Origin of the sequence: Bradyrhizobium sp. BR13661 (genome assembly GCF_029892425.1) — a bacterium.
GTDB lineage: Bacteria > Pseudomonadota > Alphaproteobacteria > Rhizobiales > Xanthobacteraceae > Bradyrhizobium.
The window spans coordinates 88218-103114 of record NZ_JARXWB010000014.1 but is presented as its reverse complement, the minus strand read 5'-3'; the positions used below and the strand labels follow the sequence as shown (position 1 = coordinate 103114).

General features: G+C 64.8%; 12 protein-coding genes. 8 read left to right on the top strand and 4 right to left on the bottom strand.

Annotated features, from left to right (window positions below):
- The first annotated feature begins 84 nt into the window (after positions 1 to 84).
- The 3 genes from M2427_RS22810 (at position 85) to M2427_RS22800 (ending at position 3438) form a co-directional block, all read left to right on the top strand.
- On the top strand, positions 85 to 1575 hold the full coding sequence (locus tag M2427_RS22810; RefSeq protein ID WP_280708943.1) for an amidohydrolase family protein: 1491 nt from the start codon (positions 85 to 87) through the stop codon (positions 1573 to 1575).
- Between the two features lie 3 nt (positions 1576 to 1578).
- The gene (locus M2427_RS22805; RefSeq protein WP_280708942.1) at positions 1579 to 2505 is read left to right on the top strand and encodes a GTP-binding protein; all 927 of its coding nucleotides are present in this window, start codon (positions 1579 to 1581) and stop codon (positions 2503 to 2505) included.
- 63 nt (positions 2506 to 2568) lie between these two features.
- On the top strand, positions 2569 to 3438 hold the full coding sequence (locus tag M2427_RS22800; RefSeq protein WP_280708941.1) for a DUF1989 domain-containing protein: 870 nt from the start codon (positions 2569 to 2571) through the stop codon (positions 3436 to 3438).
- A 3-nt stretch (positions 3439 to 3441) separates the two neighbouring features.
- Here the strand turns inward: M2427_RS22800 and M2427_RS22795 are convergent, their stop codons facing one another.
- Positions 3442 to 3837: a GFA family protein gene (locus tag M2427_RS22795; protein WP_280708940.1), complete on the bottom strand. Its 396-nt coding sequence runs from the start codon at positions 3835 to 3837 to the stop codon at positions 3442 to 3444.
- A 134-nt stretch (positions 3838 to 3971) separates the two neighbouring features.
- Positions 3972 to 4349 carry a tautomerase family protein gene (locus tag M2427_RS22790; RefSeq protein ID WP_280708939.1) on the bottom strand — a complete coding sequence of 126 codons (378 nt, stop codon included), beginning with the start codon at positions 4347 to 4349 and terminating at the stop codon, positions 3972 to 3974.
- 150 nt (positions 4350 to 4499) lie between these two features.
- Here M2427_RS22790 and M2427_RS22785 point away from each other — a divergent pair, with 150 nt between their 5' ends.
- The 4 genes from M2427_RS22785 (at position 4500) to M2427_RS22770 (ending at position 11407) form a co-directional block, all read left to right on the top strand.
- On the top strand, positions 4500 to 5099 hold the full coding sequence (locus M2427_RS22785) for a TetR/AcrR family transcriptional regulator (RefSeq protein WP_280708938.1): 600 nt from the start codon (positions 4500 to 4502) through the stop codon (positions 5097 to 5099).
- A gap of 137 nt (positions 5100 to 5236) precedes the next feature.
- Positions 5237 to 5920: an aspartate/glutamate racemase family protein gene (locus tag M2427_RS22780; RefSeq protein WP_280708937.1), complete on the top strand. Its 684-nt coding sequence runs from the start codon at positions 5237 to 5239 to the stop codon at positions 5918 to 5920.
- Positions 5921 to 6049: 129 nt separating this feature from the next.
- On the top strand, positions 6050 to 9355 hold the full coding sequence (locus M2427_RS22775) for a carboxyl transferase domain-containing protein (RefSeq protein WP_280708936.1): 3306 nt from the start codon (positions 6050 to 6052) through the stop codon (positions 9353 to 9355).
- A 189-nt stretch (positions 9356 to 9544) separates the two neighbouring features.
- A complete protein-coding gene (locus M2427_RS22770) occupies positions 9545 to 11407 on the top strand; it encodes a sigma-54-dependent Fis family transcriptional regulator (protein ID WP_280708935.1) in 1863 nt (620 codons plus the stop codon).
- A gap of 188 nt (positions 11408 to 11595) precedes the next feature.
- On the opposite strand, the gene M2427_RS22765 is transcribed toward M2427_RS22770, so the two are convergent.
- On the bottom strand, positions 11596 to 12165 hold the full coding sequence (locus M2427_RS22765; protein WP_280708934.1) for a flavin reductase family protein: 570 nt from the start codon (positions 12163 to 12165) through the stop codon (positions 11596 to 11598).
- A gap of 57 nt (positions 12166 to 12222) precedes the next feature.
- Positions 12223 to 13320 carry an LLM class flavin-dependent oxidoreductase gene (locus M2427_RS22760; protein WP_280708933.1) on the bottom strand — a complete coding sequence of 366 codons (1098 nt, stop codon included), beginning with the start codon at positions 13318 to 13320 and terminating at the stop codon, positions 12223 to 12225.
- A 395-nt stretch (positions 13321 to 13715) separates the two neighbouring features.
- Here M2427_RS22760 and M2427_RS22755 point away from each other — a divergent pair, with 395 nt between their 5' ends.
- A complete protein-coding gene (locus M2427_RS22755; RefSeq protein ID WP_280708932.1) occupies positions 13716 to 14867 on the top strand; it encodes a hypothetical protein in 1152 nt (383 codons plus the stop codon).
- The last annotated feature ends 30 nt before the right edge of the window (positions 14868 to 14897 follow it).

Sequence of the window (14897 nt, the reverse complement as noted above, 5' to 3'; positions counted from 1 at the left end):
AATCTGTCTCTATAGACATGAACTCGCCTCCGAAGCTGCTGCCGGCCTTTGGGGGCTTTGGAAATAGCTTGGCGGAGTGACGATATGAGCGGTTTGGTGATCTCTGGCGGCCGGGTGGTGGATCCGGCGAGCGGAATGGACGCTGTTGGTGATGTCGCCGTGGTTGACGGCAAGATCGCCGCGGTCGGCTCCTCGCTCGGCAGCGCCGAACGGGTCATCGATGCGACCGGGCTCGTGGTCGCGCCGGGCTTCATCGACCTGCACGCCCATGGCCAGTCGATCCCTGCGGACCGCATGCAGGCCTTCGACGGCGTGACGACGACGCTCGATCTCGAGGCCGGCGTGCTGCCGGTCGGCTCCTGGTATGAGCGCCAGGCCCGCAAGGGACGCGTGCTGAACTACGGCGCCGCCACCAACTGGGCCTTTGCGCGCATCGGTGCGATGACGGGCTCCAATGCGGAAAGCTCGCTCGAAGCATTCGGCAATGCGATGCGTGACCGCCGCTGGATGGACAATGTTGCAAGCGACGCCGAGGTCGCCGGCATCCTCGAGCGCCTGACCCGCGGCCTGAACGAAGGCGGCATCGGCATCGGTATCCTGAACGCCTACGCGCCGGGCGCCGGCGTGCAGGAGCTGACCGCGGTGTGCCAGCTCGCCGCGAAGCAGAACGTGCCGACCTTCACCCACGTCGCCTACATGTCGCGCATCGACCCCGAAAGCGCGGCGGAAGCCTATATCCGCCTGATCGGCTATGCCGGCGCCACCGGCGCGCATATGCACATCTGCCATTTCAATTCGTCGAGCAAGACCGACATCGAACGCTGCCGTGCGCTGATCGAGAAGGCGCAGGCGCAGGGCCTGCCGATCACCGTCGAAGCTTACCCTTACGGCACAGGCTCGACCGTGCTGGCGGCCGCCTTCTTCAGCGATCCCGAGTTCGTCGAGCGCAACGGCACCGGCTACGATTCCGTGCAGCGCGTGACCGATGGCTATCGCTTCCACGACCGCGAGGAACTGTTGAAGGCGCAGGCCGAGGAGCCCTCCTCGCTGGTGCTGTGGCACATCCTCGACACCGAGCACAATGCGCATCATCGCGATCTGCTCGACATGTCGGTGCTCTATCTCGGTGGCGCGATCGCCTCCGACGCGATGCCGTGGACGACGTCGGATGGCAAGACGTACACCGGCGACGCCTGGCCGCTGCCGGACGACGCCACTTCGCATCCGCGCTCGGCCGGCTGCTTCACCAAATTCATCCGCGAGTGGGTGCGCGAACGCAAGACCGTGTCGCTGCTCGAGGGTGTGCGCAAATGCGCGTTGATTCCCGCGGAGATCCTGTCGCAGAGCACGCCGGCGATGCGTGCCAAGGGACGCCTGGCGAAGGACGCCGATGCCGACATCGTCGTGTTCGACTACGAGAAGCTGTCGGATCGCGCGACCTTCACCGCGATGAACCGCGCGTCGGAAGGCGTGCGGCATCTCGTGGTCAGCGGCCAGCCGCTCATCACGGATGGCGTGCTGGATGTCGCGGCGCGGCCCGGAAAGCCCGTGCGTCGCCCCGTCGTCGCGAGCTGACGCATGCCGGTCCCCATTCTCCTGGTCACGGGCTTTCTGGGGGCGGGCAAGACCACGGTCGTCAATCATTTGCTGGCCAATGCGGGCGGGCGGCGGATCGCCGCCGTCGTCAACGATTTCGGCGCGATCAACATCGATGCGGAGTTGATCGCGGGTGCGAGCGATGGCGTGGTCAGTCTCGCCAATGGCTGCATCTGCTGCTCGCTCGAAGGCGATTTGTTGCGGACGCTGTCCACGCTGCTGCGGCGCGACCCGAAGCCGGAGTACATCGTCATCGAGACCAGCGGGGTCGCCGATCCCTCGGATATCGTCCGCAATCTCATGGACCCGGTCATCCTCCGCGAGGCGCCGCTGGAGACGGTGCTCTGCGTGATGGACGCCGCGACACCGCCGGCTGCCCTCGATGATGCGCTCCAGCGCGCGCAGTTGCGCGTCGCCGATATCGTGGCGTTGAGCAAGCTGGATCTGGCGGAGGAAGGTGCGGGCATGCGGATGCGCGAGGCCATCCGCGCGCAGCGCGTTCCTGCTGTGGTCGTCGATGCCCGGCACGGCGAGATTCCGTCCGCGCTGCTGTTTCCCGCCAGCGATCGTGCGCCCGTATCGCGCGAGCCGGGACCGAAACGTCCAGCGGAAGAGCGCTTCGAGACGCTCAGCTGGACCTCGGATCAGCCGCTCTCGCTGCCACGCCTGCAGCAGGCGATCGGCAAACTGGCGCCGAAACTGGCGCGCGCCAAGGGCCTGTTCGAAACGGTCGAACAGCCCGGCCGTCAGATGGTGTTTCAGTTCGCTGGCGGTCGTGCGACGCTGGCACCGGGCGATGCGCCCGCACCTGGCGTGCCTCGTGCGCGGATCGTCTTCATCGCCGAGCTCGGGGTCCTCTCCAAGGCCGAGCTCGACGTGCTCATGGACGGCTGTGTTGCTTCAGCTTGACGTGAGGCGATAGTGTCGATCGTCAGCCGTCTGTCGTCTTGCTGCGTCGATCCGAGGCCAAACATGCCCCTGAATAGCTTATCCGCCCCCGCCGACGCAGCGTTACGCCGCGCTGCCAAGCCCGCCATCGTCTATCCGGCCGGGACCATGCCCGGACCTGACATGACCGCGCTCGAAGCCGCGCGGCAGACGATGGTCAAAACGCATGAAATCATCGTGCCGCCTCGCGACGCCCGGGCTTTTCGCGTGGCGCGCGGCCAGTTCGTCCGTGTCGTCAGCATCGAAGGCCCTCAGGTCGGCGATCTCAATCTCTGGAACGCGGACGATCTTGCCGAGCGCTTCTTCAGCGGCAAGACGCGGGCGCTCCATGGCACGCATGTCGGCCTCGGCGATCGGCTGTGGAGCACGATGCCTTATCTCCGACCGATGGCGACCATCAGTCACGATACGCTTGGCTGGTACGGTTTCGACGACGACGGCGCCGGCATTCACGATGTCATCGGCACCCGCTGCGATCCCTACACCAATCTCCTGTTGAACGGCACGACTTACGATTTTTGCTGCCATTCCAATCTGTCCCGCGCGCTTGCCGCCGAATTGAAGCTCGATCCCGCGGCGGTGGAGCATCACGTCCACGACGTGCTCAACGTCTTCATGTGCACCGGCTTCACGCAGGACACGCACCAGTATTTCATGAAGGCAAGTCCGGTCCGCCCGGGCGACTTCATCGAGCTTTTTGCGGAGATCGACCTGATTGGAGCGTTGTCTGCCTGTCCCGGTGGCGACTGCAGCGCAACCCACTCCAGCGATGCCGCAGCATGCCATCCGCTCAAGATCGAAATCTTCGAGCCCGACCGGGCGACACTGAAGGACTGGACCTGGCCGGAGCGAAGCGCATATCACCGTCACCATGGCGCACATGCGGGCCGCTGAGGCTTAGTCCTCCACCGGCAACCCATCCCCGTGCGCATACCATTCCGCGCGCGAGGCCCACTGCACATGCCGGTCGGGTGCCGTACCCAGCTGTTCGTCGAACGCGCCGGCATGGATGATCGCCTCGCGCCCGCTGCGCGTCAGGTGCGGCATCGGGCTGCCGCAGGTCTTGCAGAAGGCAGTGGCAAAACTGCGCGCCTTGGGCAGATCGAACCGCGCGACGGATGCCTCACCGCGTAGCCAGCGCAGCGCGCCGGCCTTGACGATCACCTCGCACGAATGCGCGGTGCCGGTTGCCTTGCGGCAGCGCGAGCAATGGCAGTTGAGGAAGCGATCGAACGGACCCTCGACTTCGAAGGCGATCTCGCCGCACAGGCAGCTTCCCCGGAATGTCGTCATGTTATTCCCCGTCCGGCTCCTCGGCTCGCTTCTCCGCCGCCTCTTCCACATGGGCTCGGCGGATCGGCACTCCGCAGCCTATCAGACCCTTCGGGCCGGCAATTCTCAAGAGGGTGTCGGCACGTCCTGCGCGCTCACGCGAATTGCGCGACGCCGTGTCCGACGGACCAGTTTTCCGCGGGGGCATCGAGCACGTTGACGAACACGTCTTCGGGGCGGATGCCGGGGTTGTCGCCGAGTTCCTCCGCGATCCGCCGATACAACGCCTTCTTTTGCTCGGGCGTGCGTGAGGCGAACACGGTGATCTGGATCAGCACGGCGTCGTCGCTGCGCTTGACGCCGTAGGCGTTGCCGCAGCGGAAGTTTGTGGGCGACAGCTCGGTGATGGTCATGAACTCGTCGCCTTCAGGCACGTTCAGCGCCTCGCGCATGGCGCGGTAGAGGCCGTCGAGGATCGCTTGCCGGTAGGCGTCCGGCTTGCCGGCGCGTATGGAGATGTGAAGGAGAGGCATCAGCTGGTTCCTCTGCATGCGAGATCGACCGGTCGGACGCACGCCCGCCTTTCGGCCCATTGACGAAACGGGCTATCAATCCCATTTAGTTTTTGACACGATGTCTAGAAATCACGTTCTTGACGGTCTGTCAAATACTGGGAGTGTCAATTGAGGCCGCGCGAATTCGATCACGATGACGTCTTACGGGTCGCGTTCGACCAGTTCTGGCGTAAAGGCGTGCGCGGCACCTCGCTGTCGGACATCGCGCGCGATGCCGGCGTCCAGCGCGGCAGCCTCTACAACGCCTTCGGCAGCAAGGAGGCGCTGTTTCTCCAGGCTTATGAGCGTTACGCCGCCGACTATTTGCTCGCCCTGCAAAAGGCACTCGGCGCGGGCTCGTTGCGCAAGCGTCTCACGGCATTCTTCGACCTGACCATCAGCAATTTCCGTTCGGGCTCGCCGCCGCGCGGATGTCCGACCACGCGGGGGCTGATGGAACTCGGCGCAGCTGAGGGCGAGGGGCTCGACGAGGACGCGCGCAAGGCCTTTGCCAGCCTGGTGTCGCGCATCACCACGCTGGTTCAGGAGGCATTGTCGGCCGGCGCCGAGCGAGGAGAGTTCAGCGGCAACCCGGCGGCGGCAGCCCTGCACATCATCACGGTGACGCGCGGCCTTGCCGTGCTCGAACGGGCCTTCGATGACGAGCCTCAATTGCGCAAGATCGCCGCCCACACCATCGATCTGGTGCTCGGCAAGCGCGGTCGCTAGGCGTCGGCAACGAGACCGGCCAGGCCGCGGGCCTCGTGCTGCAATCGAGCGGCCGGCCGAGCCGGAAGCTGCAATCGCTGGAGAACGATATCTCAGCCTTCGTTGCGGACGTGCGGGTGGCCTAGTATAGCAGGGGAATGGGCCCGAGATCCGATCGCCGCGCGCGCATCCTCCTGATCAATCCGAATAGTCTTGAAGCCACCACCGCAATGATGGTGGCTATCGCGGCGTCCGCTGCCGGTGATGGTTTCGATTTCATCGGGGCGACGGCAACGCGCGCACCTGCGATGATTGTGACACCTGACGCACTCGGCGCCGCCGCGCCCGAGGTCGAACAGATCGCACGCGCGCATCGAGACTCCTGCGATGGCATCATCGTCTCGGCATTCGGCAATCCTGGCCTTGCGGGGATCAAGGCGGCGATGAGCTTGCCCGCGGTCGGCCTCGGCGAGGCCTCGATGCTGGCGGCTGCGGAGACCGGCCGCCGCTTCGGTGTCGCGACCACGACGCCGCTGCTCAAAACGAAGATCGATGCGCTGCCGGAGGCGTTGGGATTGCGGTCCCGCTACACCGGGTCCCGCTTCGCCGAAGGCGATCCGCAAGAGCTGATGCGCGAGCCGGCGCGGCTGCGCGAAGCGCTCGCCGCCGCGGTCGAGGTCTGCATCGCGCAGGACGGCGCCGAGGCCGTCATCATCGGCGGCGGGCCGCTGGGCGAAGCCGCGCGCGAGTTGCAACCGATGTTTACGGTGCCGATCATCGCGCCGATCCCGTCTGCCGTCGGGCGGATTATTCGCCTGGTCGCGGACCGCGCCGGCAATTGATATTCCGGCCCGCGGGACCGGTCATCGCGACGGGCTTCCTTGCCCTTGACGGCTGCGGCTAAAGTTAAGAAGCAGGATCATCGAACCTGCCGACCCGCGCGTTTGGTTTGCGGGCATGGAGATCGCTGCATGTCGTTCAAAAAGCTTCTGATCGCCAATCGCGGCGAGATCGCCATCCGCATCGCGCGTGCCGCGGCCGACGCCGGCATCGCGACGGTTGCGATCCATCCTGCTGATGACGCGCTGTCACTGCACGTGCGTGTGGCCGACGAGGCCGTCGAAATCCCCGGCCGTGGTGCGCGCGCCTATCTCGACATCGAAGCGATGGTGAAGGCGGCCAAGAGCGCTGGCTGCGATGCCGTGCATCCTGGCTACGGCTTCCTCAGCGAGAACGCGGCATTTGCCAAGGCCTGCGCCGCCGCAAGCATCGCCTTTGTCGGGCCGAAGCCGGCCGCTCTCGAATTGTTCGGCGACAAGATCGCCGCACGGCAACTGGCAAAGCGCTGTGGCGTGCCCATCATTGCCGGCACCAGCGGGCCGTCGAGCCTGGACGAGATCACGGCCTTTTTCACCTCGCTTGGCAGCAATGCGGCAATCGTGATCAAGGCAATGGCGGGCGGCGGCGGGCGTGGCATGCGCGTCGTTGAGAATGCTGCTGATCTGGCGGAAGCCTATGCCCGCTGCCAATCCGAGGCCAAGGCGGCATTTGGCTTTGATGGCGTCTATGCCGAGCGGCTGATCCGGCAGGCGCGCCACATCGAGGTGCAGATCATCGGCGATCGTCACGGTGCGATCTCGCATCTCGGGGAGCGCGAATGCACCATCCAGCGCCGGCACCAGAAGCTGATCGAGGTGGCGCCGAGCCCGTCGCTGAGCGACAGCTTGCGTGGTCGCATCATCGAGGCGGCCAGGCAGCTCGCCACGTCGGCGTCCTACGACAATCTCGGCACGTTCGAGTTCCTGGTCGATGGCACCGCCGAAGACAGCTTTGCCTTCATCGAGGCCAATCCGCGGCTCCAGGTCGAGCACACAGTAACCGAGGAGGTGCTTGGCCTCGATCTCGTCCGCGCCCAGCTTGCGATTGCTGCAGGCAGTTCATTGGCCTCGCTCGGTTTGGCCCAAGATTCAATCCCCAAGTCGCGCGGCTATGCCATGCAGCTCCGCGTCAACATGGAGACGCTGGACGAGACCGGCGCAACGCATCCGACCGGCGGTGTGCTCGCCGTGTTCGAGCCGCCGTCAGGCCCCGGCGTCCGCGTCGATAGTTTTGGATACTCAGGATACAAGACCAGCGCGGCCTTCGACTCGCTGCTGGCCAAGGTCATCGTGCACACGCCGGGCGAGGCCTGGCACGACGTCGTGGCAAAGGCCTCGCGCGCTCTCCGCGAGTTCCGGATCGACGGCGTCGTCACCAACATCGCTTTCCTGCAGGCCGTGCTGGCGCATCCCGATTTCAAAACGAACCGCATCGCGACCGACTTCATCGATCGCAACATCGCAAAGCTCGTTGAAGCGGCGGATGGTGCGGCCAAGCCGCTCTATTTTGCCGCGGCCGAGCGCAGCGGCGCACATGCCGCCGAGGCGCACGTCGCACAAGCCGTGCCCGAAGGCGCGGTGATGGTCGCAGCGCCCCTGCAAGGCACCATCGTCACCATCCAGGTCAAGGAAGGCGAGATCGTGCGCCCGGGCCAGCAGCTCGCCGTGATCGAGTCCATGAAGATGGAGCACCTCGTCATGGCCGAGCAGGGCGGCCGCGTCATGAAGCTCGCGGCCGGCGACGGGGTCACGCTGTTGCACGGTGAGCCGATCCTCTATCTCGAACCGTTGGACGTCGCGGCTGACAGCACGGCCGCGGAAGCCGACATCGATCTCGATCATATCCGCCCGGATCTGGCCGAGCTGATTGCGCGCCAGGCCAAGACGCTCGATGCGAACCGCCCAGCCTCGGTCGAGCGGCGCCGCAACACCAATCAGCGCACCGCACGCGAGAACGTCGCGCAGCTCGTCGACGCCGGCTCGTTCATGGAATATGGCAGCCTCGCCATTGCTGCCCAGCGACGCCGTCGCAAGCTGGACGATCTCATCAAGAACACGCCGGCCGACGGTCTCGTCATGGGCGTCGCCACCGTCAACGCCGAAAAGTTCGGCGGAGACGCCGCGCGCTGCATCGTCGTGGCCTATGACTACACCGTGCTCGCGGGCACGCAGGGCCACATGAACCACAAGAAGATCGACCGCATGCTGACGCTCGCGGAAGATTGGCGCGTGCCGCTGGTGTTTTACGCCGAAGGCGGCGGCGGCCGGCCCGGCGACACCGACCGGCTCGGGATGACCGGCCTTGACGGCCCGTCCTTCGTGCAGTTCGCAAGGCTCTCCGGCCTCGTGCCTGTCATCGGAATCGTCTCCGGCTATTGCTTCGCCGGCAACGCTGCGATGCTCGGTTGCTGCGACGTCATCATCGCCACCAGGAATGCCTCGATCGGCATGGGCGGCCCCGCGATGATCGAAGGCGGCGGCCTCGGCGTCTATCATCCGGCCGAAGTCGGCCCGGTCTCGTTCCAGTCGCCGAACGGCGTCATCGACATCCTGGTCGAGGACGAGGAAGAGGCGACATCAGTCGCGCAAAAGTACCTGTCCTATTTCCAGGGTGCGGTGACGGACTGGGAGGCGGCCGACCAGCGCCTGCTCCGCCGCGCCATCCCCGAGAACCGCCTGCGCGTCTACGACATCCGCAGCGTGATCGATCTCGTCGCCGACAAGGATTCTGTGCTGGAGCTCCGCCGCGAGTACGGCGTCGGCATGATCACTGCGCTGATCCGCATCGAAGGAAAACCGTTCGGTCTGATCGCCAACAATCCGCGCCATCTCGGCGGCGCCATCGATGCCGACGCCGGCGACAAGGCCGCGCGCTTCCTTCAGCTCTGCGACGCCTTCGATCTGCCTGTCGTCTCGCTTTGCGACACGCCCGGCTTCATGGTTGGCCCCGAGGCCGAGAAGACTGCAATCGTGCGCCACGTCTCGCGCATGTTCGTCACGGGAGCGAGCCTCACGGTGCCGCTGTTCGGCATCGTGCTGCGCAAGGGCTATGGCCTCGGCGCGCAGTCGATGATCGGCGGCGGCTTCCACGCCTCGTTCTTCACCGCTGCCTGGCCGACCGGCGAGTTCGGCGGCATGGGTCTCGAAGGCTACGTCCGCCTCGGCTTCCGCAAGGAGATGGAGGCGATTGCCGATCCCGAAGAGCGCGAGACTTATTACCGCAACAAGGTCGCCGAGCTCTACGCCAACGGCAAGGCGGTCTCGATCGCCTCGGTGTTCGAGATCGACAACGTCATCGATCCCGCCGAGACGCGGCGCTGGATCACGGCCGGCCTGCGCTCGGTGCCGAAGCCCGAGCCGAGGACGACGAAGAAGCGGCCGTGCATCGACACGTGGTGAGGGCGGTGCAGCAAATCTGATTGTCCTGCGCCGTCATCCCGGGGCGATGCGAAGCATCGAACCCGGAATCTCGAGATTCCGGGTTCGCGCTGACGCGCGCCCCGGAATGACAGCGAAACCGTTTCCCGATTGACATCCCCGTCCGTGCTGCCAGACTTTGCACAATAATACAGCGTGGAGACGTCCGCGATGGCCAGCCTTTCGGCCTCGAACCATGTCGCCCGTGTCTTGTCCGTGGCCAATCAGGTTAATGACCGCTTGGCCGACGTCGACGCCTCGTCGCGGATCGAAAACTCCTGGCGGCGTTGCCTGATCAGCCACAAGCTCGATCCCGCGCGTCAGGGTCCGCCGCAGACGCTCACCGAGGCCGAGGTCCGTCACGTCGCCGAGCCCATGGAAGAGACCATCCGGCTGCTCACGCCCGAGCTCGACGATCTCGCCCGCGTGCTGCGCGACGCCGGTTATTGCGTCAATCTGGCTGACACGAACGCGACCATGTTGTTCAGCCGTCTGCCTGGCGAGGCTGACGCGCGGATGTTCATGGACTGGAAGATCTACACGGGCTCGAACTTTGCCGAGACGTGCGAGGGCACCAACGGGCTCGGGACCTGCCTCGCCGAGCAGAAGCCGATCCTGGTGCATCGCGACGAACATTTTCGCGCGCAATGGCACATGTTCTCCTGTGCGGTGGCGCCGTTGTTTGACCCGGCCGGGCGTCTCGCCGGTGCGGTCAACATCACCTCCTGCCGCGAGGATCTCGATCGGTCCGCACATCAACTCGCGCTGGCTGTGACGATGGAGGCGACGCGGCGGATGGAGGGTGCGATCTTCCGCGATCATTTCCGCAACGCCTGGATCGCGACGGTGCCGGGCGACGGCGGCAGCGGCCTGCTCGCCTATGATGATGACCGCCGCATCGTCGGTGCCTGCCGTTCGGCGCGCGCACTCCTCGGCCTCACCGACGGCCTGATTGCCTCGGGTATCGATCTGTCGCGCTACATCAAGCTCGACCGTGCTCGCCATGCCGACGAACTCGTCGAGCTGCGTCGCGCCGATGGCCAGCCGCTGGGCCACAGTCATATCGTGCCGCCGCTGCGTGCAAGGTCCTCGACGTTACACCGAGGTGCGCTTGTCGATCGCTTCGACGCGCTACGTCGGCTTGCCGGCCGTGATCCCGGTCTCGTCAAGAGCGTGCAGCGCCTTCGGAGCATCGGCGATCACAATCTGCCGGTGCTGCTGCATGGCGAAACCGGTGTCGGCAAGGACGTGTTCGCGCGGGCCATTCACGCCGCGAGCAACCGCGCCCGCAACAACTACGTCGCGCTGAACTGCGCGGCGATGCCGGAGAGCCTGATCGATGCCGAGCTGTTCGGCTACGAGGCCGGTGCTTTTACCGGCGCGCGGCGCGATGGCTCGAAGGGCCTGATCGCGCAGGCCGACGGCGGCACGCTGTTCCTGGACGAGATCGGCGACATGCCGATCGGCTTGCAGACGCGGCTGTTGCGCGTGCTGGAAAACCGCGAGGTCTGGCCGCTCGGCGCGCTCAAGCCGGTGCCGGTGGATATACGTCTGATCAGCGCCACCCATCGCGATCTCGGCCGCATGGCCGAGGAGGGCGCTTTCCGTGCCGACCTCTATTTCCGTCTGCGCGGCATGGAGGTGCGGTTGCCGGCCTTGCGCGAGCGCGCGGACCGGGATGACATCATCCGCCAGATCGCGCGCGAGGAAGCGCCGAACTGCCGCCTTTCGCCGGAGGCTTGGGCGCAGCTGGCGGCCTATCCCTATCCCGGCAACATGCGCCAGCTCCGCCACGTGCTCCGGCTCGCCGGCTGCACGGCGGAGGACGGCGTCATCACGGATGCCGATCTCGACCTGCCGCCGTTTGGTGGCAGGACAGCGGAGACGGATCTCGAAGCCGCCGAGCGCGCCACGATCATCGAGGCCTTGCGCAAGCACGGCGGCCGCGTGACGGAGGCGGCCCGCGCGCTGAAGCTCAGCCGCGCGACACTGTATCGGAAGATCAAGCAGCTGAAGATCGAGACGGCGCAGTAACGACCTTTCTTTCCCTCTCCCCTTGCGGGAGAGGGTGGCGCGCCGCGTAGCGGCGAGACGGGTGAGGGGGTATCTCTCCGCCTTCACTTTGCTTATCGAATTCGCGGAGAGATACCCCTCATCCGGCGCTTCGCGCCACCTTCTCCCGCAAGGGGAGAAGGGAGAGGCACCGAACTTGTAGCGCGCGCTTACGAAAAATCCGTCCAGCTCAAATGCCGTGAATCGAGATCGCCGACTGAAACGGTCTCGCGGATTTCGTGCGGTGTGTGGAAGCTGCTGCGCAGATAGACAAGCGGCGCCGCCGTGGCCGAATGCGTCGCGCCACGCACTTCGCCGACGAAGATCGAATGCGTCCTGGTCTCGAACTCCTGCGCCAGCACGCAATCGAATGCCGCCATCGCATCCGTCAGCACAGGCGCGCCGGTCTCGCCGCGCGTCCACTGACCGAAGGCAAAGCGATCGTCGCCGTTGACGCCCTTCTGGCCGCTGAAGGTCAGCGCCAGCAGCGCATGATCCTCGTGCAGGAAGTTGATCGCGAAAGCGCCTTCCTCGCGGATGCGCGCGTGGGCGCTGGCGTTGCGGTTGACACAGACGATCAGCGAGGGCGGATTGTCCGACAGCGAGCAGGCCGAGGTCACCGTGAGCCCGGTGCGCTTGCCGTGCTCGGCACCAACCGTGACCAGTGCAACCGCGCCGGCGCATTGGCGCATCGCCTGCTTGAACTGCTTCGCGTCAAGAGGATTGGCATCGACGCTCACGTAAAGATCTCCAAAATGAAACCGGGTGCGGCACGTTCGCGCCGCACCCGTATTCGGTCAAGCCGCCTTCTGCGCGGAGCCGAGATGCTTCAGGCGCGGCATCACCTCGTTCTTCAGCAGCGCGAGCGAATGATGCCAGGCTTCCGGCTTGTGCTTGTAGTCGAAGCCGAACACGCAGAGCACGCCGAAACCGCCGACCTCGTCGTAGATGGTCTCGATCTTTTCGGCGACGGTCGAAGGCGAGCCGATGATCCAGTTCCGCTTGGCGCAATATTCGACCGTGACGTCGCTGTCCGGCACGTCGGGTGCGTGCTTCAGATAGTCCTTGAAGCCGAAATGGCCGAGCAGGGGCAGGAAGTACTCGCTCATCATCCGGCCCATCATGTCGCCGGTCGAGAGCTTCCAAGCCTCCTCGTCGGTGTCGGCGACGAACACCTCGCGCACCAGCCGCCAGTCCTGCCGGTTCGGTGTGCGGCCGGTCTTGGCGGCGCCTGTTACGACCGAGTCCCAATGGCTGGAGACATAGGCCGGGTTGAGGTTGAGGCTCATCGGGATGAAGCCGCGCTCGCCCGCGAGCTTCAGCGTGTCCGAGTTCTTGGAGAGACCCGCAACGCCGATCGGCGGATGCGGCGCCTGCAGCGGCTTGATGTGCGGCTTCAGGAAGTCGAACATCGTGTCCGGCTTGGTCACCGTCCAGAATTTTCCTTTGTGGGTGAACGGTGCCGGCTCCGTCCAGAGTTTCAAAATGATCTCCAGCGCCTCGCGGGTCATGTCGCGGTTCTGTCCGCTCATGCCGTCGACGTTGAACATCGCCCAGTCGCTCGGCAGGCCTGATGCCGCGACGCCGAAATTGAGCCGGCCCTCGGAGAGATGGTCCAGCATCGCGACGCGGTTGGCGAGCTCCGCGGGATGGTGATAGGGCAGCAGGAAGCCGCCGGGTCCGATGCGCAAGCGCTTGGTCTGCATCAAGGCCTGCGCGATCAGGAGGTCCGGCGTGGGATTGGGTTCCCAGGGCGCGGTGTGGTGCTCGCCGATCCAGGCTTCCTGGTAGCCGAGCTCGTCGAGCCAGCGCAGGACCTGCAGGTCCCAATCATGTCCTTCCTTCAACCCGCACTCCGGCGGATGCGAAGGCATCGTGAAATAGCCGATCTCCATGGTTTCCTCATCTGATGTTGACGCGTCTTGTTGCGCGTTCCGGGACGTGAACAGGAACAGCTTCAGCAAGCGGTGTGCCAGCGGCGAACGGGTGGAAATTTGCCAGATTGTGCGGTTTACGCGCCGCGAACGGGCGGTTGCGTCCAGAGGAGCGTGTCGGTGTCGCGAGACTCGGTCTCACTGATGAGATTTCTCAAATCTCTTGCTGCAATGGCGAGCGGGTGGATCGCCGAGCCAAATCGCAGCGGGATTTGCAGCGATGAGTTGTGGCAGATTGATCGCAGTTGCGAACTGTCGCAGCGCACTCAAAAGGCGTGTCTTGCCAAAGTAGCAATCGTCTGGTCTTGTGTAGCGTTAATTGTTGTGTCGTTAGATGCTGCCTTGGGGGGCGGCGCATGTATAGATTGTTTGCGCTCGCGCTCGTTCTATGGGTGGGCGGTTGTACAGTCGTTCATCAGGAGTTGGATAATCGCGGCGGGTACGTCGATTATCTGGCCGACAAGTATTGGTGGAAGGCTGATTCCAAGAAGATGCGTGCGCTGCGCGCTTATGCGCTGCACGCGGCGATCGCGCGCATCGCAATGATCAGCCCCAAGGGTGCGCCCGAGCGAAATCAACTCGCGTACCAGATTGGCAGCGCGGGCGCCTATGCCCAACAGCTCGTCAAGTGCGCCTATGACACCGTCGGAGAGCCCTGCTTCTACTTCGACAGCATCATGGTCGACTATGTCAACGCGCTCTATACCGCTGCCGTTTCGGCTTTGCCGCTTGAGGATGCTCAGAAGCTGATCAGCAATATCACGGGCGGCGTCGTCGGGACGGCCGGGGCAGTCGATATCCTCCACGCCTTGATCCAGCTCGGCGCCGACGCGGTTCGCTATGGCACCGTCTCTGCAGCCTTGTACCGCGACTCGCTCGAGCTCGAAGTCCAGGTGTGGATCAACTCGCCCAACGAGCCCGGCAGCATGGTGAGTTCGCGCGACGTCGCGGAGCTGGCGGCGATCTATGGCACGGGGCGAGACAATATCCCGGAGTGGAAGGCGCAGATAGAGAAGTTGCTCGCCAATGGATTGGAGCCGACGCCAAACCGTCGCTACCTGGCGCGGCTGTTCCAGCTCATGTCCTACGCCTGCAAGCAGATCACGACCACAAAAACCTTCCTGGACAGTTGCATCGTCAACCCCGGGGTCACCGACGCCCAGATTGCAGACTTGGGTCCGGCTCCGCCGCCGCCGCGGCGCGACGGTAGCAGTGGCAGCGGTAGCAGTGGCGCGGGCACGAAAACAGGCGACAAGCCCGACGGGACAGTCGACCCGAATGCGAAACAGATCGCTCAGACCCAGCAGGATATCAGGGCTACGGTGAAGGAGATCGGTGAGAACAAGCAGAAGATCGCGAATATCAAAAGAGCGGCCGATCTGCTTCCCGATCAGCCAGCGAAGGACCAAGCGATGGCCAATACAGCGATATTCGAAGCCAAGATCACTGTGTTGGAGAAGAAGCTGAAAGACCAACAAGCCCAGCTTGCGACGTTGAAGAAAAAATAGTGGCCGAGACGCTTAAGCGGTCCTTTCACG